Origin of the sequence: Peribacillus sp. S4 (assembly GCF_046715815.1) — a bacterium.
Lineage (GTDB): Bacteria > Bacillota > Bacilli > Bacillales > DSM-1321 > Peribacillus > Peribacillus frigoritolerans.
Map to the genome: position 1 here is coordinate 2,390,809 of NZ_CP175708.1, position 22,484 is coordinate 2,413,292.

The 22,484-nt window shown below is 40.3% G+C and carries 19 protein-coding genes; 12 read left to right on the top strand and 7 right to left on the bottom strand.

Features of this window, described 5'->3' with window-relative positions; all coding sequences use genetic code 11:
• Positions 1–30 precede the first annotated feature (30 nt).
• The 8 genes from ACJ9PY_RS11420 (at position 31) to ACJ9PY_RS11455 (ending at position 9,810) form a co-directional block, all read left to right on the top strand.
• The gene (locus ACJ9PY_RS11420; protein ID WP_411740036.1) at positions 31–1,719 is read left to right on the top strand and encodes a thiamine pyrophosphate-binding protein; all 1,689 of its coding nucleotides are present in this window, start codon (positions 31–33) and stop codon (positions 1,717–1,719) included.
• Positions 1,720–1,731: 12 nt separating this feature from the next.
• The gene (locus ACJ9PY_RS11425; RefSeq protein ID WP_411740037.1) at positions 1,732–3,177 is read left to right on the top strand and encodes an aldehyde dehydrogenase family protein; all 1,446 of its coding nucleotides are present in this window, start codon (positions 1,732–1,734) and stop codon (positions 3,175–3,177) included.
• Between the two features lie 16 nt (positions 3,178–3,193).
• Positions 3,194–3,979: an aspartate dehydrogenase gene (gene nadX, locus ACJ9PY_RS11430; RefSeq protein WP_411740038.1), complete on the top strand. Its 786-nt coding sequence runs from the start codon at positions 3,194–3,196 to the stop codon at positions 3,977–3,979.
• Between the two features lie 38 nt (positions 3,980–4,017).
• Positions 4,018–5,319: an aromatic ring-hydroxylating oxygenase subunit alpha gene (locus ACJ9PY_RS11435; protein ID WP_034312297.1), complete on the top strand. Its 1,302-nt coding sequence runs from the start codon at positions 4,018–4,020 to the stop codon at positions 5,317–5,319.
• Between the two features lie 21 nt (positions 5,320–5,340).
• Positions 5,341–5,850 carry an aromatic-ring-hydroxylating dioxygenase subunit beta gene (locus ACJ9PY_RS11440; protein ID WP_034312295.1) on the top strand — a complete coding sequence of 170 codons (510 nt, stop codon included), beginning with the start codon at positions 5,341–5,343 and terminating at the stop codon, positions 5,848–5,850.
• A gap of 34 nt (positions 5,851–5,884) precedes the next feature.
• The gene (locus tag ACJ9PY_RS11445) at positions 5,885–6,673 is read left to right on the top strand and encodes an SDR family NAD(P)-dependent oxidoreductase (protein ID WP_235568314.1); all 789 of its coding nucleotides are present in this window, start codon (positions 5,885–5,887) and stop codon (positions 6,671–6,673) included.
• 40 nt (positions 6,674–6,713) lie between these two features.
• Entirely contained in the window at positions 6,714–7,673 is a 960-nt protein-coding gene (locus ACJ9PY_RS11450) for a VOC family protein (RefSeq protein ID WP_411740040.1), read from the top strand.
• Between the two features lie 1,141 nt (positions 7,674–8,814).
• Positions 8,815–9,810: a D-cysteine desulfhydrase gene (locus tag ACJ9PY_RS11455; RefSeq protein WP_411740041.1), complete on the top strand. Its 996-nt coding sequence runs from the start codon at positions 8,815–8,817 to the stop codon at positions 9,808–9,810.
• A gap of 160 nt (positions 9,811–9,970) precedes the next feature.
• Here the strand turns inward: ACJ9PY_RS11455 and ACJ9PY_RS11460 are convergent, their stop codons facing one another.
• Complete coding sequence (locus tag ACJ9PY_RS11460; protein ID WP_411740042.1) at positions 9,971–10,279, bottom strand: amidohydrolase family protein; 309 nt, start codon at positions 10,277–10,279, stop codon at positions 9,971–9,973.
• 323 nt (positions 10,280–10,602) lie between these two features.
• Here ACJ9PY_RS11460 and ACJ9PY_RS11465 point away from each other — a divergent pair, with 323 nt between their 5' ends.
• Positions 10,603–11,106, top strand: coding sequence for a DinB family protein (locus ACJ9PY_RS11465; RefSeq protein ID WP_411740043.1), 504 nt, complete (start codon positions 10,603–10,605; stop codon positions 11,104–11,106).
• A 595-nt stretch (positions 11,107–11,701) separates the two neighbouring features.
• The gene (gene sigH, locus ACJ9PY_RS11470; protein WP_369316096.1) at positions 11,702–12,352 is read left to right on the top strand and encodes an RNA polymerase sporulation sigma factor SigH; all 651 of its coding nucleotides are present in this window, start codon (positions 11,702–11,704) and stop codon (positions 12,350–12,352) included.
• A 231-nt stretch (positions 12,353–12,583) separates the two neighbouring features.
• On the opposite strand, the gene ACJ9PY_RS11475 is transcribed toward sigH, so the two are convergent.
• Positions 12,584–12,898: an iron-sulfur cluster biosynthesis family protein gene (locus ACJ9PY_RS11475; RefSeq protein ID WP_057277762.1), complete on the bottom strand. Its 315-nt coding sequence runs from the start codon at positions 12,896–12,898 to the stop codon at positions 12,584–12,586.
• 212 nt (positions 12,899–13,110) lie between these two features.
• Positions 13,111–14,019, bottom strand: coding sequence for a LysR family transcriptional regulator (locus ACJ9PY_RS11480; RefSeq protein ID WP_283930666.1), 909 nt, complete (start codon positions 14,017–14,019; stop codon positions 13,111–13,113).
• Positions 14,020–14,335: 316 nt separating this feature from the next.
• Here ACJ9PY_RS11480 and ACJ9PY_RS11485 point away from each other — a divergent pair, with 316 nt between their 5' ends.
• Positions 14,336–16,153 carry an assimilatory sulfite reductase (NADPH) flavoprotein subunit gene (locus ACJ9PY_RS11485; RefSeq protein ID WP_411740044.1) on the top strand — a complete coding sequence of 606 codons (1,818 nt, stop codon included), beginning with the start codon at positions 14,336–14,338 and terminating at the stop codon, positions 16,151–16,153.
• Between the two features lie 26 nt (positions 16,154–16,179).
• On the top strand, positions 16,180–17,898 hold the full coding sequence (cysI, locus tag ACJ9PY_RS11490) for an assimilatory sulfite reductase (NADPH) hemoprotein subunit (RefSeq protein WP_411740045.1): 1,719 nt from the start codon (positions 16,180–16,182) through the stop codon (positions 17,896–17,898).
• Between the two features lie 111 nt (positions 17,899–18,009).
• Here cysI and ACJ9PY_RS11495 read toward each other — a convergent pair whose 3' ends face one another.
• The 4 genes from ACJ9PY_RS11495 to ACJ9PY_RS11510 all read right to left on the bottom strand — a co-directional run bounded on the left by ACJ9PY_RS11495 (position 18,010) and on the right by ACJ9PY_RS11510 (position 22,457).
• The gene (locus ACJ9PY_RS11495; RefSeq protein WP_411740046.1) at positions 18,010–18,561 is read right to left on the bottom strand and encodes a Rid family hydrolase; all 552 of its coding nucleotides are present in this window, start codon (positions 18,559–18,561) and stop codon (positions 18,010–18,012) included.
• A 171-nt stretch (positions 18,562–18,732) separates the two neighbouring features.
• Entirely contained in the window at positions 18,733–19,818 is a 1,086-nt protein-coding gene (locus tag ACJ9PY_RS11500) for a Ger(x)C family spore germination protein (protein ID WP_411740047.1), read from the bottom strand.
• On the bottom strand, positions 19,815–20,906 hold the full coding sequence (locus ACJ9PY_RS11505; RefSeq protein WP_411740048.1) for a GerAB/ArcD/ProY family transporter: 1,092 nt from the start codon (positions 20,904–20,906) through the stop codon (positions 19,815–19,817). Before ACJ9PY_RS11505 ends, ACJ9PY_RS11500 begins: the two co-directional genes overlap by 4 nt.
• 24 nt (positions 20,907–20,930) lie before the next feature.
• On the bottom strand, positions 20,931–22,457 hold the full coding sequence (locus ACJ9PY_RS11510) for a spore germination protein (protein WP_411740049.1): 1,527 nt from the start codon (positions 22,455–22,457) through the stop codon (positions 20,931–20,933).
• Positions 22,458–22,484 lie beyond the last annotated feature (27 nt).

Below are 22,484 nucleotides of genomic sequence, written 5' to 3' on the forward strand. Positions count from 1 at the left end.
ATATATTACTGAAAAAGGTAGGATAACGCGATGAAAATACAAGAAAAAATAGAGTTTACGACCGCCGATTCCATCGTAAAGGAGCTTGTTCAAGCAGGTGTGGAAGCTGCTTTCGGGATTGTAAGCATTCACAATATGCCCATCTATGATGCAATTCTTAGGGAAGGGAGCATCAAACTCATTTGTTCACGCGGTGAGAGCGGTGCCGTAAATATGGCTGATGGATATGCACGCGCCACCGGGAAATTGGGTGTAGTGATTACCAGTACTGGAACAGGGGCAGGAAATGCAGCTGGTTCACTAGTGGAAGCTTGGGCAGCTGGTGTCCCCCTTCTTCATCTAACAGGTGAGGTGGCTTCTTCTTATCTTGGTACAGGCAAAGGATACATACATGAGTGTAAAGACCAGCTTTCAATGATGAGCGGAGCTTGTAAAAATGCAGTGAGACTTAGAAACCCTGACCAAACCGCAGCAGTAGTAAGGAAGGCAATCCAAGAAGCTTTAACTGCACCAACGGGTCCGGTTACATTGGAAATTCCAATTGACTATCAATCGGTGATCATAGAAGATCTTTCACTCGAAGGGCTACGAACTTCACCCTCTGAAACAAATTCAATGCCAATTATTCCTGAACTAGCCGTTCAAAAAATGGTAAGCGCAAGCCGTCCTGTCATATGGGCCGGTGGTGGAGTCATCAGTGCCAATGCTTCGCAAGAGCTGCAAAAATTGGCGGAAATCCTTGGTGCAGCGGTTATAACCAGTCAGTCAGGAAAAGGATCGATTCCAGAAAACCATGAACAATGCATCGGACATTTTGCGGCATATGAAACTACAAAAGAGTTTTTAAAAAATGCAGATTTATTGATTAGCGTAGGTGTAAGGTTTAGAGGGAATGAAACATCCAACTGGAAAGTGCCGGTGCCACAAGAACATATAGCGATCGATGCGGATTGGCAGGCCATTAACCGGAACTATAAAGCCACGTTAGGTTTGGTTGGCGATGCAAAAGATATGCTTGCTGCCATCATTCAAAAGCTTGAAGAACATTCAGTTCATGCAGAGCCATCTTATTTACAAGAAGTTCTTTCACTTAGAAATGAAGTGCGCGCTCAACTCAGGGAAACGCTTGGACCGTATGAGCAATTTGTAGATGGCATGAGGGAGATATTACCAGAGGATACCATTCTAGTTCGTGATGTGACCGTACAGGCAAATGTTTGGGGTAGCCGTTTATTTGAAATCTATGAACCGAGAACATCGATTCATGCATCAGGCGGCGGAATTGGTCAAGGTCTTCCAACAGCAATCGGTGCCCAAATGGGATGTCAAGATAAAACCGTCGTTCTTATGGCTGGAGATGGTGGGTTTATGGTGAACGTCGGGGAAATGGTTACGGCAGCCGAAGAAAACTTACCAGTTATCATCGTATTGTTCGATGACTCAGGCTATGGAGTTCTTCGCAATATTCAAACAGCCGCATATGGTCGGCAGGTAGCTGTGGACTTATTGAGCCCTGATTTTGTGAAACTGGCTGAGTCCATGCATTTTGATGCAGTGCGTATTGGTTCTGGAGATGAGTTCATATCCGAACTGAAAAAGGCTAAGGAAAGACGTAAACCTTCAATGATCGTCGTTGATATGGAAGCTGTGGGGCCAATGGCCAAACCATTTGGCGGACCACCGGGAGCTGCGGAAGCATTCAAGCCCAAAAAACTATAAGGAGGATTGAGAATGATTTCGACATACCCATTTGTTTCAGGAAAATATCTAGTTAATGGAGAATGGATAGAATTACCGGAAAAAGTCGATGTTGTAAATCCGGCAAATACATCGGAAGTAGTTGGCCAGGTGGCAAAATGCTCTGAAGAAATCGTGAATGACGCTATTGAAGCGGCAGAAAATGCTTTTGAAACGTGGTCTCGCTCTGATATCGGGGAACGGGCAAACAGGATGAACACTGCGGCAGAAGAACTATCAAAAGTTATCGAGGAAAATGTTACCGTGTTTGTACGTGAGAATGGCAAAACACTTGTTGAAGCTAAAAAGGATTTACTGCGCTGTGTTGAAGTAATGAAGGGCTGTGCAGCAGAGTTACTTGATTGGTGGAAGCCTGAAGTGCTTCCAGGAAAACAAAAAGTCCTAATCCGAAGAAGGGCAAGAGGTGTCACGGCAATAATCACACCGTGGAATTCTCCGATGATATTAACATTTAAAAGGGTCATACCTGCTGTTTTGGCAGGCAATGCCGTTGTCGTAAAACCTGCAACGAATTGTCCCTTAACGATCATGACCTGTCTAAAAGTAGTTGCTGACCATTTTCCTCCCGGAGTCATCAATATAGTCTCAGGATCAGGAAAAGCAATCGGCGACACATTATGTTCCGATTCACGCGTAAGGACATTGGCGTTTGTCGGAAGTACGGAAACCGGGAAAGATATCATGCAGAAATCAGCTGGAAATCTGCAAAAAGTATATATGGAACTTGGCGGCAATGATCCTGCCATCATCTTGGAAGATGCCAATATGGATGAAGCGGCTATCAAACGTTTGAGGATGGGGATTTTACGAGCAGCGGGTCAGGTTTGTTCTGCTGTAAAAAGAGTGTACGTCCAAGAATCACGATATGATGAAGTTGTGGAGAAGCTGACCAAAGAGTTCAGCCGGATGGTGATCGGTGATGGAATTCAGCCTGATGTAACCATGGGTCCATTGAATAATAAAGCACAATATGACTTTGTGAATGGCTTGATCGAACGTACCGCTAAGTCAGGAGGAAATATAATCACAACCGGCATCCAGCTGAATCCGGAAACTTGGGATAAAGGTTATTATATGCTTCCTTCCATTATTACTGGCGTCGATCAGCAGAGCGAATTGGTTCGAGTGGAACAATTCGGACCGATCATTCCAATTTTACCTTTCAATGATATCGATGAAGCTGTAAAATTAGCGAATGATAGTGAGTTTGCGCTGCGTGCATCTGTTTGGACTGAGAATGAAGATATCGCTGTCGAAATGGCAGATCGCCTTGAAGCTGGTGCGGTATTCCATAATAATCATACCGTTTTCAGTGACTTGGCCCTGGACTTCCCTGGCTTAAAAGAAAGCGGTGTTTCGCGGGAAACAAGACATTGCGGGTTGGAATTCTTTGCGGACTCATACGGGTTTGCTGATTGAGGAAGGATGAAACTACATGAAGTTAGGTTTAATCGGGTGCGGTAATATCGGAAAATTTCTGCTTCAGGCCATTAATAACGACGGGCTTCTTCCAGGTGGAAGAATCGTTGCGATTTATGCCCGCCGTGAAGAAGTTGCGGCACAATTAGCTGAAGAATTCAGGACACAGCCATATCGTGATTTCGACGAACTCCTTAAATCCGATGTAGATTTAGTCATAGAGGCTGCAACGATAGAAGCAGCTGAAGAGTATGCATTGAAAGTGCTTAAAAGCGGGAAGGATCTCTTGCTAAGCAGCATTGGCGTGATGGCGAATTCCGCCTTTGAAGAACAATCAAACCAGATTTGTAAATTGAATAACGTGAATATTCTCCTTCCGTCTGGTGCGATTGGAGGTCTAGATGTACTTAAATCGGCAAAAGCGGTGAATGGCCTTGAATCTGTTTGCATCACCACAAGAAAACCGCCAAACGCATTGCCGGCAGGGTCTTCAGTTACAGAAGAAACGGTATTATTTGAAGGAACTGCTGCAGAAGCGATCAAGCAGTTTCCGAGAAACATTAATGTTGCGATTGTGCTGTCTATGGCTGGTCTTGGATCAGAAAAGACGAAAGTGAAAATCATTGCCGATCCAAATGTGTTAAAAAACAATCACCTGATAGAAGCGTCAGGTTCGTTCGGGAAACTGAAACTGGAAGTGGAAAATGATCCGATGCCAAATAATCCGAAAACGAGTTATCTAGCGGCATTAAGCGTTTTGGCGACTCTGCAAAACAAGGAAAAAAGCGTTCAGATCGGGTAATGCATAATGATGTAAAGCTTGGAAGGGAGAGAAAAAGTATGCTTAAAACTGAAAAATCCTTAGAAGAAATGTCGAAACAGCAAGTTGTTGACTATTTGAACGAAACGGTTAAACCAGAGGAAGGCGTTATACCTGCATACCTCCTTGGAGACCCAAAGGTTTATGATATAGAACATGAAAAAGTGTTTTTGAAAACATGGGTTTTTATCGGTCATGATTCTGAAGTACCGAACAAAGGAGACTTCATGACCCGTGAACTTGCTGGCTACTCGCTCATCATTACTCGTGATGCTGAAGGTGAAATCAGGGCGTTTTATAATATGTGCACCCATCGCGGAATGAAACTATGCCGTGCAGATAAAGGGAACAAGTCATTATTTACGTGCCCCTACCATGGGTTCAATTTTAAAAACACTGGTGAACTCGTAGGAGTGCCATTACAAAAGGACATATATGGGGGCAACCTTGACCGCTCGGAAATGGGCCTTCACAAAGTAAAGCTTGAATCCTATAAAGGTCTTTTATTTGGAACTTGGAATGAAGATGCAGAACCGCTTGAAGAGTTCCTTGGCGACATTAAATGGTATTTGGATATCCTTGTAGGACGTGCAGAAATGGAAGTAATCGGAGTTCCGCAAAGATTCGTTGTTAATTCCAACTGGAAAGTTGGTTCCGATAACTTTGTTGGTGATTCCTATCACACGATGGTCACACACGGATCCATTGCCAAACTGGGCATGGTGCCCAATGCTACCTATTCAAAGCGCGGTTTTCAAATCCATACGGATAACGGACATGGACTAAACTTAGGGACTCCTAATCCTGACTTCGCTTTCCCGGAAGAATTGAAAGATGAATTTAAAACTAATTTGTCAGAAGAACAATATGGAGTGTTATCAAACTTAAAGAATATGATTGGGAATGTCTTCCCTAACCTATCATTTTTAATATCCCATACAAAAATCAAAGACCAATTCATCTCCAACACTTCAATAAGGATGTGGCGGCCAATCGGTCACAATAAAATGGAAGTGATTGCTTGGATGCTCGTGGAAAAGAACGCCTCCCAAGATTGGAAAGATAGATCAAGAGATTCATTTATCTTGACCTTTAGTCCATCCGGTATTTTCGAACAGGATGATACGGAAGTTTTTACTGATATCACTGAAGCAGCCCAAGGCCCAATGCCTTTCCTAAAGAATCTAACCTACAATTATACAATGGGTCTTCATCGTGAACCAGTTGATTTTATAGGTCCTGGTGTTGCTTACGATGATAAATTCACTGAAGCGAGCCAAAGGAATTTTTACAAGTACTGGCTTGAATTGATGACGAAATGATAAGCGGGAGGGTTAAGTGAAATGAATGTGGAGAAAATGTTGCTCAAATGTCAATTTGAACAGTGGCTGTATGATGAAGCTCAATTACTGGATGATATTGAATTTGATGATTGGTTCGATTTAATGCATTCGAGCTTACGTTATCAAATGCCTGTACGTGTTAATAAAGAAGGGGTGGAACGCCCGGATTATTCAACGGACATGTTTACATTTAATGATGATATTGAGCTGCTTAAACTGCGTGTGGATCGTTTGAAAACGGATTATGCTTGGGCGGAAATACCGCCATCAAGAACACGGCGTTTTGTCTCAAATGTACGTGTTAAAGACTATGTTGAAGGTGAAAAGGCAGTCGTCAAGAGCTACCTGCTCATCTATCGTAGCCGCAGCACGGATATTCAACATGATCTGATTTCGGGGGAACGAAATGATGAATTCATTTTCGAGGAAGGTAAGTGGAAACTTTCCAAACGAATATTCATTGTTGATCAATCAACGATAAATACCAGAAATCTTGCTATCTTCGTATAATATTGACTTGGTTAAAAAGAGGAGGCTGGTTACAATGGCAATGGCGTTAAAGGATAAAGTAGTGCTGATTACCGGTGGCAATTCAGGTATCGGGGAGGCTGTCACTAGACGTTTCATACAAGAAGGGGCAAAAGTCAGCATCATCGGCCGCTCGATAGAAACGCTAAAGAAAATGAAAGCGGAATTTGGTGAAGATATTCTCATTAACCAAGGCGATGTAAGCAAATATGAAGACAATGAGAGGGCTGTCCAGGCCACTGTCGAGCAATTTGGAAAACTGGATGTTTTCGTTGCCAATGCAGGAGTCTTTGATGGATTTGCTAAATTTGCCGACGTAACTCCCGATGCACTTTCCGATGCATATGATTTTCTGATCGATATTAATGTTAAAGGATCATTCTTCGGTGCTAAAGCCGCTCTTGAAGAACTGCAAAAATCGAATGGAAATATTATTTTCACCGTATCCGGTGCCAGTTTTTATCCGGATGGCGGCGGGGTGTGGTACACAGCAAGCAAGCATGCCCAAATAGGGCTGATGCGCCAACTTGCCTTTGAACTCGCTCCTAACATCAGGGTGAATGCTGTAGCGCCTGGTGGCACTCTGACCGCATTATCGGTCATTCCTCCACTCCGTCCATTCGTTAAAATGGTGGATAATGAAACGAAGGCAAATAGCATAAAAAAAAGAAACCCTCTTCAGCTTGCACAGCTGCCCGAAGATCATGTAGCTGCATATGTGCTATTGGCATCAGACGCAGCGCGTGCTATTACCGGTGAAGTCATCTCCAGTGATGGAGGATTGTCCGTTCGCGGACTGGGTTGAGTTCATAATAAAATAAACTAGGGGAAGTAGGTTTATTAGTATGGCTGAATCACTATTGTGCAATAGGAATATTAATCAACTCGCATTTGTTGTAAAAGATATTGAAGCTGCTAATCTAGCTTTCACAAGACTGCTGGGCATTAAGAAGGCAGAACCATTTCTAACTGGTGACAGTTCTGTTTCGAAAGTCACTTTTAGAGGTGTACCAACGGAATCGCAATCCAAACTGGCTTTCCTGAATACACCGACCGTCCAATTTGAACTAATAGAACCCGATAAAAATCCAGGAACGATGCGTGAGTTCCTGGATGAAGTAGGTGAAGGGATCCACCATATAGCTTTTGATGTGGACTCTATCCAAAAGAGGCTGCCAATCATGGAGAAAAATGGTTACCCAGCTTTGCAAACGGGTGAATTCACTTCAAATGACGGCCGATATGTATATGTGGATACACTAGATGATCACAAAACGTTAGTTGAACTGCTTGAAAGTGCGGAGCCAAGAGTAACGGCATGGGAAAGACCGGAAGATGACAGCATTCAGCCGCTACTAGGGACTAACAAAGTGGAACAGCTTGCGTTTGTTGTCAAAGACCTTGATGCGGCTGCAGATGCATATAGTAAGTTGTTGGGTGTTGAAAAACCTCCCATCATCCATTCTGGTTCATCCGATATTACAAACGTGATTTACAAAGGGAAGCCCACTGAAGGCAAATCAAAATATATGTTCATCAATACTCCGTTAATTCAAATTGAATTGATCGAGCCGGGCGAATCACCCAGTACGTGGAAAGATCATCTAGAAACATATGGTGAGGGTGTTCACCATATCTCTTTTGTCGTTAAAGACATGGAGGTTAAAATGAAGATGCTGGAAGAAATGGGCTATCCGGTCATACAGACAGGAAACTTTTTTAACGGAAAAGGCCGGTATGCCTATATGGATACAAAAGCGACCTTTAAAGTGATTATTGAATTGCTGGAACATTACGATGAGTAAACAAGTAACCATTGATAATCAAAAGGTGTATGGATGATTGTCCGGGCATTTGGAACTTACATAATTAGGAATAAGAACCCCAGGGGTCATTCAACGAAAAACCTAGCCATTTTCCCACCTAATCAGCTGAATAACTACCTAGAAGCGCAACCGTATAAAAAGCATACAAGGCAATGGTCGGGAAGGGGACTTCAACCATGGCCTTGTACGGTTCAAATAAAAAAGTGAAGAATTTAACATTAATATGGATCGTATTGACCTTTATTGCTTTTTCTACAACTTTGTCACGAATGGCCTGGATTAACTGTTAGCGCTCGTTGTTTCGTTCCTCATACCAAGATTTATCCACCAATGTAATTCCTCATTACGGGCCGATAAAAAGGATTCGAAAAGAAACCATGATGGATCTGTAGTTTTTTGGAGAAAGTTATTTCTCGAGTTGGAATATAATAAGCGGTGAAATTCTGTTTGTACGACTTGCCGCTATTCGGTCATTTTTTTTATTTCTTGTTGCAGTTTATCTGTTGCCCATACCAGTTTTTTTAACTCCTCTTCCGTCATTCCTTCACAGTAATAATACGCTTCAATGATTGCATTTTTAATAACAAAAATATAGCTTCCCTTAAGGGCTTAGAATAATAATGTTCTATTTAATTTGAATATAAAGATAATGATTGGTTTCCATGGCGCTCTTTTCTAAAAATATACAAGTATATTTATTTTAAAAATGAGTGATGTCCATTTCAATGCTTCATACTTTTTATTAATACAATTCAATGGGATGGATGACACTATTACTACTAAAGACGCTCACTAGGCTATCGGACCTTTGGCAAGATAAAAAATTCCAGGTAGCCCTTATATATGCTGTAACTGGGAAGCTTCCTGATACTTTTTGGGAAAAAAGGTGGTCATAGAATAAGCGGAAGCACTAATAGTAGGTTTTGATATCATTTTGCCCTGACGAATGATGTATATGAAAATTCTTTTTTAGAGATAACCATGCTAGAAGGGAGATTCATGTTGCTCGATTACATAAAGATGCTATGATTGAAATCGAAGCTTATTTTAAACGAAAGAGAATATCAGATTGATATTTTCTTTCGTTTAATATACATAGAGGAAGCAGGAGGAGTTATTAATGAACTTAGCACAATTTCCCAGGAAACGATATACACCGACATATACACCAGTTGAGAGACTGGATCATTTTTCTGAAGTTCTTGGGGGCCCATCCATTTACGTTAAACGAGACGATATGCTTGGTCTGACGGCAGGCGGAAATAAAACAAGGAAACTGGAATTCCTTGTTGCCGATGCATTGGAAAAAGGCGCGGATACGTTGATTACATGTGGAGGCATTCAGTCAAATCATTGCCGCTTGACACTGGCTGCTGCGGTTAAAGAGAAAATGAAATGCATCCTTGTGTTGGAAGAGGGACTTTCAAAAAATTCAGAGCCGGATTTTAACGGTAACTATTTTCTCTATCATTTATTGGGGGCTGACCAAATTATAGTCGTACCTAATGGAGCGGACTTAATGCAAGAAATGCAGAAAGTGGCTAAAGAGGTAACAGAGAAAGGATACCGACCTTACATCATTCCGGTTGGGGGATCCAATGTCATTGGTGCAACGGGATATGTTGCATGCGCTCAGGAGATCTTGGCACAGTCCTTTGAGCAAGGGATTGATTTGAAAGCAGTTATTTGTGTAAGCGGCAGTGGGGGAATGCATGCTGGCTTGGTGGCAGGATTTCATGGAAATCAAAGTGGAATATCAGTAATTGGAATAAACGTAAGCAGAGGAAAAGCGGAACAAGAAGAGAAAGTTTTTCAGCTTGTTAAAGAAACTTTAACACATATCGGCATTCCGAATTCAATTCCTCGTGAAGCTGTTACGTGTTTTGATGAGTATGTCGGGCCGGGTTATGCTTTGCCTACACCTGAAATGGTGGAAGCAGTCAAGCTCTTGGCAAGAACAGAAGGGATATTGTTGGATCCGGTATATACGGGTAAAGCGGCAGCGGGACTCATTGATTTAATCCAAAAAGGCATATTTAAACCGGAGGATAACATCTTATTTGTTCACTCTGGTGGTGCTTCATCTTTATATGCCAATACTTCTCTATTTAATTGAAGTACTTATCATGCAGGTGGCCTAATCCCACTTTTTTCAATAAAGTAGGCATGGTTATTAAGCGAAAAACATATGTCTAACGCATTGGTAGCGGAATAGACAATTGTCCATGGACAAAAAGGGGATTCTACAGTTGTAGAATCCTCTTTTAATGATTATATTACTTTTTGATTAAAGTCGTCGTATGATCAAAAACAACCTTTCCATCAATAATCGTTAGCTGTACCTTTGTATTAGGAATTTCTTCTGCTGGCACTTCAAAGAGATTTCGTTCTAATACTGTGATATCAGCAAGTTTTCCTACTTCTATTGTACCCAATTCCTCATCTCTAAAAATACCATAAGCGGATCCGGCTGTATAAGCTTTCAATGCTTCGGACAGTGTGATGCACTCATGTGGATGCCATACAATTTCACCGCTGCTGTCGATTCTCGTTACTGCATGACCTATACTAAGCTTATTTTGCATGGCTTTATCTCCTAATCAACACTGAATTTATAATATATTAATAACATAATTACCCACTATTATAAAGTAGTGATTCTTGTTGTGTATAGCTAGTAGTAGGAAGATTTGTATCACGTCCATAAAATTGCAGTCACAAACTTACCGTCCAGTATTCGATTTAAACCTGGTTATCCATTTAAATATAAAGTCAATGGACGTTCAATAAGACTAAAAGTTTAGTTTCAAAATGAACTGGATTGCATGAGGAATTTGCAAGGAGGGAACATATGTTTTATAATGTGCTTTGAGTAAGTAATTATCAATCGAAATAGGGGAGGTATTATATGTATATTTCAATTTCAGATTTTATTAAAGAATGGAATAAAGAAGCCATACTCACTCAAAATGTCTTGGATAGCTTGACTGATGAATCTTTAGAACAACAAGTTTATCTCGAAGGTCGCACTTTAGGAAGAATTGTGTGGCATTTCACGACGAATATTCCAGATTATCTAGCTCATTTCGGATTAAAGATAGACCGGATAGAAAGTTCGGAAAACGTTCCATCTTCAGCCCGCGAAATTGCCATCACTTTTAAAAATGTAAGTTCTCATGCAGCCAAAATTATTGAACAACAATGGACAGACGAATCTCTGGGACAAATACAAGAAGCGTTCGGAAGACAGGAAACAATTGCTTCCATCCTTATGGGGCTAATCAAGCATATTGTTCATCATCGCGGACAAGTTACGGTTTTGATGCGTCAAGCAGGAATTAAACCTTCTGGGGTTTATGGACCGCCAAAAGAAGATTGGATTCATTTAGGTGTGGAAAATCCACCGCTTTAAGGACTGATGAATGCTTAAGTTAGGATCTTCTACATACCGGGACATTGGCGAATAATTAAATCCAGTACTCCATTTTATGACGTTTTAGCATCCTTTGAAGGGTGCTTTTTTATTTTGCGAAAGAAGGGTTTAAATGAAATCAGCTAATTTGTTAGCGACGATGTTTTAAATGCAACCCTTATTTTTCCATCTAAAGCTAATGAAGGTAGGATAGATTCGTTCTTCTCCTTTTGGTTAGGCTCTATTAAATCATTAGTGCAGAATAGTTCTTTAAGATTATTATTTTAATCATGCTATTTGTAAGCCGCCATATGCTGAACCCTCGCCATAATTACCACAACCACCGGCACAACTATATCCGTCAAAGGTCAGGAGTTAAACAAAACGACTATAACGACGAAATCTTTACCAAATCAATTAAAGCTGACTGAAAGTTTCTAGTTATAAATATCTGGATTTTGTTGAAAAATGTCGTTATTTGCGAATATCATTATCGTCATTTCTGAGATATTATAATATTGAATGCACTTTAATACATTGAAGTAATAATCCGTTCTTTATATCGGGGCTCAATTAAGTGAGTGGAGGAAAATAAATGAGTGTAATCATCGAGAAGAAACGTATGGAAAACTATACTCATATGGAAGATGCAATGTTGGTAGGGAAAATCCATAATGGTGATGAGGATGCACTGGATTTTTTAATCAATAAATACAGATGTGTCGTTCAATCAAATGCATTGAAGTATTTTTTAACGGGTGGAGATAAGGAAGACGTCTTTCAGGAAGGGATGATTGGGCTATATAAGGCCATTCGAGACTACAAAAATTGCAAAAAGGCGTCTTTCAGATCATTTGCGGAACTGTGCATTACAAGACAAATCATAACGGCCGTTAAAGCGGCTATTCGCCAAAAGCATTCTCCCTTAAATAATTATGTTTCATTGTATATGCCTATCCATCAAGGGGAGTCGGAACAGGGTCTAATTGATCTAATCCCTGAACAGAGACAAAATGACCCAGTCACGATCTTAATAAAATCAGAAGAAATTTGTGATATTGAGCTAATTTTAACCGAAGTCCTTAGTGAGTTGGAAAGCAGTGTTGTGGACTTGTACCTGGAAGGAAAAACTTATTTAGAAATATCAAAGGAACTGAATGTTCAAAAAAAGACGATCGATAATGCACTTCAGCGGGTAAAAAGGAAGCTGGAGCGGCACCTCGAGTCCAGAAGAGTGGAAGATTAATAACAATCATTCTTTAAACTTTCGGTCATTATTAATTTGTAAAATAACATTGAAACAATTAATAGAATAGATAAAAGTACTTATTAAAGCATTTTCCTGGTAATGGAGCAGTTAGTGCAGTGCTATCCTATGGGAAATAAAATCCCTCTAAGTAAATGCCGATAAAAATTCTCTGAGTATAACCAAAAAAAGCCCAACTGAAACACATGGGCTTTTTACTATGTTCATTTTTTAATTCACTCTCTTCAATTGGAGATTATACCTCAATGTTTCATCGTCTGAATATAATTTGTATCCAAGTCCGTCACTGTAATTGAGGAAGACTTTATCCGGAAGATGCTTTTTAGACTCACTTGAAATTAATATGGGGACTCCAGCAATTATGAATCTCTCATCATCTTCGTTCTTATTATCAATTTTCAATTCATGTTCCACATAAATTGAACAGCTACCCACATAAATGGCTTCGATACGAACCCCTTCATTCTCTTTATAATTCATTTTTAATAGTTGTTCAATCGCTGCTTCTTTAATCTCAATATCCATGAAACCCGCTCCCATATTATTTTTTATCTATACAATCCTCTATTCATTCGTATACCCAATTGTTTATAAGTTAATGTGCATAAGAATGTTTATTAAGTATAAAAAAGCCGATATTCCCGGTCATCAGGATTATGTTGTTTAATAAAATCACAAATAAGTTCAAACACCATGTGTCAGTAACTCCATCTTTGGAATAGCTTTCTTTGCAATGATCATCCTATCGGCTTTGTTTTCATGGGCCACTTTTTGTTTAATTCAGTTATAAAAGTCTTTACATTTTTTTTATCTTTCATAATTGGGGAATAGACATAAGAAAGTGTCCTGTTAAAGGATTCATCTTTTACCTGAATGATAGAAATGATTTTATTTTGTACATCCCTTTCAATGACACTTCGGGAAAGCAGGGCCAGCCCTGAGCCGTTTTTTATAAGTGTTTCTTTAATTCCTTGATTACTGCTTATCGTGAGTATCGATTTAATTTTCAAACCATTTGAACGTATGACATGGTTCAGGTATTCTCGTGTACCAGATCCAACTTCCCTCGTTACCCATGCTTGGTCATGTAAATCAGTAATCTCCACATCGTCTTTATTAGCAAGTTCATGATTGTTAGAAGATACAATGAATAGCTCATCTTGCATGAATGGGTGAACAGAAAGTTCTTTTTCATTAGTTTGACCCTCGATTAAACCAATATCCACTTTGTATAGCCGAACGGCTTGAACGATTTCTTCCGTGTTCCCAATTATCACTTGAAGTTCAAGTTCAGGATATTCCTCTTGAAGGTCGATGAGTAAAGAGGGAAGGATATACTCTCCTATTGTAAAACTCGCACCTATCTTTAATTCGCCCTTGATGGACCTATCGTGTTCCTGTATGTCTTGTCTGGTCTGTTCATAGATTGTGATCATTTGCTTGGCCCGGTCGTAAAGAATTTCTCCCGTTAAGGTGACTTTCAAAAATTTAGGAGAACGGAGGAATAATTTGGTTTGGAACTCTTCTTCTAATTTTTTAATATGCAAACTAACACTTGGTTGCGACATAAGAAGAATTTCTGCTGTTTTTGTAAAATTCTTGACTTCCACAAGGGTCACAAATGTTTTTAGAGCATCATAGTACATAGAAATTTCTCCTTATTATTAATATTCTTAATAGTTATAATAAATTATATATATTTTACTAATGATGTACCTTCCAGTAAAGTTTTAATGAGAAACTTATTTTAGGAAGAGTATAGGCTGGGAAAGCTATTGTCCTTTGTTGCGTGCTATGAACCTATATAACTGTATTTTTCATTTTTTTTGCAGTTAAAACCGACTTGGTCTATAGGAGTAAACGAGTTAATTAATATATGGATCGAAATAAAATATTTAAACCCACTCGTTATACATAATAATCAACTAAGATAAGTTAATATCCCTTTGTGAGGTGGAAATCGTGCAACTTCAGGTAAGTAACAGTCCCTTTAATCAAGAGCAGGCAGAGCTCCTTAACAGCCTGCTGCCAAGCTTGACCGAAACACAAAAAATTTGGTTGAGCGGTTATCTGACTGCATCTTTGTCAGTTTCGAACACAAGTTCAGCCGACGCCCCGGTATTGGAAGCTCAAAGCGGCGGGAAGACAATATCAAAAGAAGTGACCATCCTGTATGGTTCACAGACGGGCAATGCTCAAGGGCTGGCAGAAAATGCAGCGAGTAAGCTTGAGGGTAATGGCTTTCAGGTTACCATTTCATCCATGAGTGACTATAAAGTCAACAATTTGAAAAAAATCGAAAATCTTCTGATTGCCGTTAGCACGCATGGAGAAGGTGATCCGCCGGATAATACATTGTCTTTCCATGAGTATCTTCATGGCAGGAGGGCACCAAGCCTTGAGGGTCTCCGCTATTCGGTATTGGCGCTTGGGGACAGCTCATATGAGTTTTTCTGTGAAACGGGAAAACAATTCGATAAACGCTTGGAGGAACTTGGGGGGACACGGTTATTTCCGCGAATGGACTGTGACCTTGATTATGATGAGTCTGCTTCCGAATGGCTGGAAGGAGTCATTTCCAGTTTAAGTGAAGGGCAAGTCAGTTCTGCTGCTGAAGTTCCCGAAGCAAAAGCTTCTGTAGGTGAAAAAACTTCTTATTCGAGAACAAATCCGTTTAAAGCGGAAGTGTTGGAAAACATAAATTTGAACGGCCGTGGCTCCAATAAAGAGACACATCATCTTGAGTTATCTCTTGAGGGCTCAGGTCTTACATTTGAACCTGGTGACAGCCTTGGCATTTATCCGAAAAACGATTCGGATTTAGTGGATATGCTTCTTATGGAACTCAATTGGGACCCTGAAGAAACCGTGAAGGTCAATAAGCAGGGGGAACTTCGTCAGCTTAGGGAATCGCTCATCTCCGACTTTGAAATAACAGTATTGACCAAATCGCTCATTGAACAAGCGGCACAGCTTTCAGGTAACGAGGATTTAAAGGAGCTTTTAAAGCCTGGTAATGAAGAACGGTTGAAAGAATATCGAGAAGGCCGTGATTTGCTTGATTTTGTCCGAGATTTTGGTTCATGGGGTGAATCGGCGCAAGAGTTTGTATCGATACTTCGGAAAATGCCAGCCCGCCTATATTCGATTGCGAGTAGCTTATCCGCCTATCCGGATGAAGTGCATTTGACAATCGGAGCTGTGAGGTATGAAAGTCATGGTCGGGAAAGAAAAGGGGTCTGCTCGATTTTATGTGCGGACAGATTACAGCCAGGGGACTTGCTGCCCATTTACATTCAGCATAACCAGAACTTTAAGCAGCCAAAGAACCCAGATACGCCAATTATCATGGTTGGACCGGGAACGGGCATTGCTCCGTTTAGATCCTTTATCCAGGATCGCGAAGAATCGGAAGCGAAAGGGAAAACGTGGCTCTTTTTCGGAGATCAGCATTTCGTGACGGATTTCCTTTATCAAACTGAATGGCAAAAGTGGTTGAAAACAGGTGTACTTACGAAAATGGATGTGGCCTTTTCCCGCGATACGGATGAAAAAGTGTATGTTCAAGACCGGATGCGCGAGCAAAGCGGGGAATTATACGAATGGCTTCAAAAAGGGGCAGCTGTATACATTTGCGGTGACGAGAAAAACATGGCACATGATGTCCATAATACGCTTATTGAGATCATTGAAAAAGAAGGCAATTTGAGCCATGCTGATGCGCAAGCTTATCTTGAAGAAATGCAACAGAATAAACGCTATCAACGTGATGTGTACTGAAATTTGGATGAAAAGGAGATAACAACATGGTGAAAACACTATTAAAAGCACCAGAAGGCCCGCCCAGTGATGTTGAGCAAATAAAAGAAAAAAGCGATTATTTGCGAGGTACACTTGGAAAAGTGATGCAGGATCGGATCAGCGCCGGTATTCCGGATGATGACAACCGATTAATGAAACATCACGGCAGCTATTTGCAGGATGACCGGGATCTACGCAATGAGCGTCAAAAACAAAAACTGGAGCCTGCCTATCAGTTTATGTTGCGTGTCCGCATGGCCGGCGGGGTAGCACAGCCTTCTCAATGGCTTGTTATGGATGACCTCGCTCAGAAATACGGTAACGGAACTTTGAAATTGACAACAAGACAGACGTTTCAAATGCATGGTATTTTAAAATGGAATATGAAAAAAACCATTCAGGAAATCCATGCTTCCATGCTGGATACAATCGCTGCATGCGGAGATGTAAACCGGAACGTAATGTGCAATTCGATTCCATTTCAATCCGAAATCCATTCCGAAGTATATGAATGGTCGAAAAAATTGAGTGATTATCTATTGCCGCGTACGAGGGCGTACCATGAAATCTGGCTGGATGAAGAAAAAGTGGTTGGTACTCCTGAAGTGGAGGAAGTCGAACCAATGTACGGAAAGCTTTATTTGCCAAGGAAGTTTAAAATTGGCATTGCCGTACCTCCATCCAATGACATTGATGTTTACTCCCAGGATCTTGGCTTCATAGCAATTGTTGAAAATGGTAAACTCGTTGGTTTTAATGTGGCGATCGGCGGCGGAATGGGAATGACCCACGGTGACAAGGCGACATATCCCCAACTAGCCAAGGTAATCGGCTTTTGCCAGCCAGACAAAATACTGGATGTGGCTGAAAAAATCATTACGATTCAGCGAGATTACGGGAACCGATCCGTACGGAAAAATGCTCGGTTCAAGTATACGGTAGACCGGCTTGGGCTTGAACCGGTAAAAGCTGAACTGGAAAATCGTCTAGGATGGAAGCTGGAGGAAGCGAGAACTTACCATTTTGATAATAATGGCGACCGCTATGGATGGGTAAAAGGCATGCAGGGTAAATGGCATTTTACACTATTTGTCGAGGGTGGCCGAATTGCCGATATCAATGATTACAAGCTGATGACCGGTTTGCGCGAAATCGCAAAGATCCATACGGGTGATTTCCGATTGACTGCCAATCAAAACCTTATCATTGCAGATGTGTCTAGCCAGAAAAAGAAAAAAATCATAGAATTGCTTGAAACATACGGTTTGACGGATGGTGCGCATCATTCGGCGCTCCGACGCAGCTCGATTGCATGTGTGGCGCTTCCAACATGCGGGTTGGCAATGGCCGAAGCAGAGCGTTATTTGCCGGTTCTGCTTGATAAAATCGAGACCATCGTTGATGAAAACGGACTGAGGAACGAAGAAATCACGATACGCATGACTGGTTGCCCGAATGGCTGTGCCCGGCATGCACTCGGGGAAATTGGTTTTATCGGTAAGGCACCTGGCAAATATAATATGTATCTCGGTGCTGCTTTCGACGGAAGCCGATTAAGTAAAATGTACCGCGAAAACATTGGTGAAGAAGAGATATTAAAAGAGTTGCGTGTACTTCTTTCCCGTTATGCAAAAGAACGTCAGCAAGGAGAGCATTTTGGCGACTTCGTCATTAATGCTGGCATTATTAAAGAAGTGACGGATGGAACGAATTTTCATGATTGATTAAAACAAATGAGAGACAGGAATATAACTTCCTGTCTCTTTTGGTATTCAAATGTTTTCCGAAGTGCCTGGAACACCGATATGTTGAATCATGATTATATACATCTATCGTTATTTATTTGACTTGCTGTTATTTTTATAAGCTACCTCTGCTTCAATTTCAATTAGAAAATCCGGAGAAACCAGACTATCTACCCCTACTGTAGAACGAGCTGTTTTTACTGGATTTTCCTTTGTATTAAAGAACAGAGCATAGGCATCAAACCAACCTTGATAGTCTGGTGCATCTCCTTTGTTCGGATCTGGCGCGACATACACACGCAGATAGGTTACATCAGCGAGGGAAAGTCCTTTTGTGCTCAAATCTGCTTTTAATTTTTCTAAGATTCCGATTGCCTGCTTTTTTGTATTGCCATATCTCTCATAAGTCGATTTTCCTTCCTTGTTTAAAAGAGGAGCTACTGTTCCGCTAAACAATAACCGGTTATAACTTTGAGGTATAGCAACTGAACTGGAAATGGCAGAAGTTGGGGAGCCAAAAAAGGTCACTTTATCCGATTTCATTTCATCTTTTTTGCCAGCTGCGGAAAAAAAAGGGAAGCCTGCGATTAAACTTATAACTAATACTGAGGCAGCGATGATTGATTTCATATGTGTTTTCATAAAGTCAGCTCCTGTTCATTTATATAACATCGAAGGCAAATAAATCTGATTTACCTGCTATAGAAGGGGCTTTACCTGAGATGTCCACCAGCAACCTTGTGGCTCATTTAATATATGATAGTAGTTTTTACTATGGAATGAAGAATTTCTAAAAGGCATCTCGACATTTCATCATTCTGAGACCCCGGTTTGGATGATGTTAACTTTGGTTTCTACATTAATGTCCATCTTCGGATAAATCATTTTCCATCGTTCATAGGTCAGTTGTTTATTTTTGCCGTGGTATTTTTCCTTTAAGCCAATCGGGTCAAGGGATTTTTTCTGAAAATCTTTAATAAGACGGTTTGCTTGCTTGGTTAAATCATCTTCCATTGCCTGTTCGATTTTTTTTATCATCTTCCTATTTGTAAGGTTTTCACTTCGCATAGATTCCTTGATTTGTCCTTTAATTTTGAGTTTAATCGTGATGGAGGGACTACTCTCTGATTTGGATACCTCATAACTTGAACCGCTTCGGATGCTTTCTACAACGATATCGCTTTTTTTCTTGTCTTTTAATTTGAATTTGTATATTCCCCGCCTATGATTTTGAACTAATGTCTTAAAAATGAACATATCACCCGTTCGAACTTTCGTGACCATTTTATTTTCATGAAAAAGGGCGACTCCAGAAACCGCAACTTCATTATTAATTAATTTAATTAAAGGAAGATACGAATCGCCGCCAGCTTCTAGAGCGTTTCCTAAAAAAAGATGGAGGTTAGTATCCGGTCCGTTACCTGTTTCATTCTGTTGATTAATCAAATCCGATAAAAAGATACCAATATTCACATTCGTATTTGGTGGTTTCGTATTTATTACATCCTTGGTCTTTCCTTCAACGACAGCCAAAATGACCCTGTTTCCAAGTTGTGGCTCACGGTAGAGATAATCGGTCAGTTCTGTTATTCCAATTTCACGTACCATTTTCTCGCTAAATAAAATGATGCGTGTCTGTCCAAGCAATACCGGCTTATCCGTTTTTTTAGAAACGATAGCCTGGACATCACTCGTTGTCGTCGATGTTCCAGTTAAAATTTGATATTTGCCCATTTTGTCCTGTTGGAAGATGGGGATGACGAAGAATCCTTCGACATTATCATTCTTCAGTATATCGTAGCCAATGGCCTGGGACATATTGACTTCATCAACCACCCTTGGCTGGGCGCAGCTGCAAAGGAGGGGAAAAGCCAAGATAACAAGAAATAATTTTCTCATAAACGTTTCCTCATTTTCTTTATATAAATGACGACCAAAAGAAGAGGCAAGTATAAAGCAACAAAGAGTGCGCCGTATGGATTGATGATTTTACGTAATATATATAGTGAATCGACATCAAAAACAAAAATATTCGTAAGCAGGATTATAATGGACATTCCTAATAATGGATACTTTTGCTGAACATTGAATAAACGCTTGAAACCTCGGCTTGCAGCCCACAAGGAAATGGTCATGTTGGGTATAATAACGATGGCCCACCAAGAAACGTCTATATATTCAAATCGTTGAATAAAGGGCAATTCGACAATGCTGGTCAATGACAGTGTCGGCCATATAGTCAGTTCCAACTGTTTTTGTGAATAAAAAACAATTGAAACCAAATAAACGAATACGGTTATTAAGGTTGTTGTTAAGGCCCCTCCATGAGCATATTTTTGTGAGGTTTTAGCATCTTTGATGAACGGATAAAACATCACGATCATTTCAAAACCAAGCATTGTTAATGAAGTACTTCTAGTTCCTTTCAATATATCCAATAGAGTGTGGTGGAAAACAGGGAGCAAATTGGTGAATTCAGAGTATTTCATGGCATAGAATAGGACAAATAAAAGCCAGTATGTCAAAATGGAGCTTAAAAAAGTAATACCCGTAATTGTTCGGAACCCTCCCGTATTTATATAATAAATCAGGATAAGAAATACTAAAGCAAACGCCCAAGATGGTACCTCTTCAAACATCCATACATGTATGACATTTATATAACTAATCATGACTGTCATTCCTATGATCAAAAAGTAAAGAATGAATAATAGACTGAAGAAATTCCCCATCCATTTTCCGAATGCATGATTATTGGCCGAAATTATATCACCAGGGACGATACTGAAGATTTTATATATGACCCAAATCATTATATGAACGATCAGGCCGGCTAGTAGTATCGAAATCCAGCCATCGGTTCCCGTTGTCTTCGCTAAAACTCTTTGAAAACTTAATACGCCTATTCCCGTTTGCATGGAATGCACTAAAAAAAACACATAAAACGGTGACACTTTATACTTTTCATTAACTCCAGCTTGGTTCATATAGGACCCTCATTTAAATTTAAATCATTCATTAAAATCATTTTTTTTGATTCTTGCTTTTTTGGGCTGTGGCTGTCTGGTTATATCATCAGGCCGTAAATTTACAGGCCGCGACTTGAAAAGATTAAAAGGAAGCCGAACAAAGCTGTCTTTCCAATCTTGCATGCGAAATGGGTAGATCGGTTCGAGGTACGGGTGTCCCATTGATGTTAATTTGATAAGGTGGGTCATCAAAAACACGGTTGCTATGGTAATGCCGAGCAGCCCCCAAATTTGGGCCCCGATTAAGAAGGGGAACCGCAGCAGCCGAATGGCATTCCCCATTTTATAAATGGGAGTAACAAATGATGCCAATGCCGAGAGGGCAACGATGATCAATAAGATATTACTGGTCAAACCAGCTACAACGGCTGCTTGACCGATAACGATACCGCCCACGATACCTAATGTCTGACCTACCTTTGTTGGCAGCCTGGCAGCTGCTTCCCGTAATAACTCAATGGAGATCTCCAGGAATAATGCTTCGATCAAAGGCTGAAAAGGTATTAAGTTCCTTGAAGTGACGATCGTTTCCAAAAGATCTTTAGGAATCAGTTCATAATGATAGGTCAGCACGGCTACATAAATAGGAGTAGCAAATATCGAAAAAGCGACTGCGAATATTCTTAGTAAACGGAAAGCAGATGCCGGAATCCACGGCATATTATAATCTTCCATGGTAATAAAGTATTCCAAGAAAATGGTTGGAGTAATAAGTGCAGAGGACGACCTATCGATTAACAGGGCTACTTTACCTTCAGCCAATGCACTTGCGATGCGATCAGGCCTTTCCGTATTTAGAAAAAGGGGAAACAAGGTATTTGAATTATCATATAGCAATTGCGCGAGATTGGACCCGTCCAATATTTCATCAAACTCTACGTCATTGATCCTTTGTATAACATTATCGACATTTTCCTGATCAACGATCCCTTCTATCGATAAAACTGCCACTTTCGTTTTAGACAAGTATCCCACAGTCATTTCACTTACTTGCAATCCGGGGACAGGAAGTCTTTTTCTGACTAAATTCAGATTGATATCAAGATCCTCGACAAATCCTTCTTGAGCACTTATGATTCCAAATTCAAGTTCAGGTTTCTCAACTTGTCTCCCTTGTTGGGCCGCAACATTGATTAATAGGCATTCATCAAGACTTCCATCTAAACGAAGTGCGATTTCGCCTCTCATGATCCTGTCTTCAATTACAACCCTGGTACTGGTGATCAGTGTATTTTCAATAGGAACGTTTTCTTTTATTTGCTCCAAATTTATCGCTTCTAGAGTAGGTATGACAGAAAGAACACTTTTATGAAGTTCCTGTGCATCAATTAAAGAGCGATAAAAAGATACCCAATAGCCTACACCATTATATGTTCCTTGATGGTTTATGAAATCATTGGATGAAGAAAGGGTATTGAATAGATCCCTTACTTCCGAAACCTTATTTAATTCATCATTTTTTTCGTTTGGTTGATTGGGTTTTTTTTTGAACTTTCCGCGGTTAAACAATGCTGTCACCTCTAAACTAAAGCTAGT

What these genes read in the sequence shown, in the direction of transcription:
- ACJ9PY_RS11420 (WP_411740036.1), top strand. Translation starts at nt 31, where the DNA reads ATGAAAATACAAGAAAAAATAGAGTTTACGACCGCCGATTCCATCGTA.
- ACJ9PY_RS11425 (WP_411740037.1), top strand. Translation starts at nt 1,732, where the DNA reads ATGATTTCGACATACCCATTTGTTTCAGGAAAATATCTAGTTAATGGA.
- nadX (WP_411740038.1), top strand. Translation starts at nt 3,194, where the DNA reads ATGAAGTTAGGTTTAATCGGGTGCGGTAATATCGGAAAATTTCTGCTT.
- ACJ9PY_RS11435 (WP_034312297.1), top strand. Translation starts at nt 4,018, where the DNA reads ATGCTTAAAACTGAAAAATCCTTAGAAGAAATGTCGAAACAGCAAGTT.
- ACJ9PY_RS11440 (WP_034312295.1), top strand. Translation starts at nt 5,341, where the DNA reads ATGAATGTGGAGAAAATGTTGCTCAAATGTCAATTTGAACAGTGGCTG.
- ACJ9PY_RS11445 (WP_235568314.1), top strand. Translation starts at nt 5,885, where the DNA reads ATGGCAATGGCGTTAAAGGATAAAGTAGTGCTGATTACCGGTGGCAAT.
- ACJ9PY_RS11450 (WP_411740040.1), top strand. Translation starts at nt 6,714, where the DNA reads ATGGCTGAATCACTATTGTGCAATAGGAATATTAATCAACTCGCATTT.
- ACJ9PY_RS11455 (WP_411740041.1), top strand. Translation starts at nt 8,815, where the DNA reads ATGAACTTAGCACAATTTCCCAGGAAACGATATACACCGACATATACA.
- ACJ9PY_RS11460 (WP_411740042.1), bottom strand. Translation starts at nt 10,279, where the DNA reads ATGCAAAATAAGCTTAGTATAGGTCATGCAGTAACGAGAATCGACAGC.
- ACJ9PY_RS11465 (WP_411740043.1), top strand. Translation starts at nt 10,603, where the DNA reads ATGTATATTTCAATTTCAGATTTTATTAAAGAATGGAATAAAGAAGCC.
- sigH (WP_369316096.1), top strand. Translation starts at nt 11,702, where the DNA reads ATGAGTGTAATCATCGAGAAGAAACGTATGGAAAACTATACTCATATG.
- ACJ9PY_RS11475 (WP_057277762.1), bottom strand. Translation starts at nt 12,898, where the DNA reads ATGGATATTGAGATTAAAGAAGCAGCGATTGAACAACTATTAAAAATG.
- ACJ9PY_RS11480 (WP_283930666.1), bottom strand. Translation starts at nt 14,019, where the DNA reads ATGTACTATGATGCTCTAAAAACATTTGTGACCCTTGTGGAAGTCAAG.
- cysI (WP_411740045.1), top strand. Translation starts at nt 16,180, where the DNA reads ATGGTGAAAACACTATTAAAAGCACCAGAAGGCCCGCCCAGTGATGTT.
- ACJ9PY_RS11495 (WP_411740046.1), bottom strand. Translation starts at nt 18,561, where the DNA reads ATGAAAACACATATGAAATCAATCATCGCTGCCTCAGTATTAGTTATA.
- ACJ9PY_RS11500 (WP_411740047.1), bottom strand. Translation starts at nt 19,818, where the DNA reads ATGAGAAAATTATTTCTTGTTATCTTGGCTTTTCCCCTCCTTTGCAGC.
- ACJ9PY_RS11505 (WP_411740048.1), bottom strand. Translation starts at nt 20,906, where the DNA reads ATGAACCAAGCTGGAGTTAATGAAAAGTATAAAGTGTCACCGTTTTAT.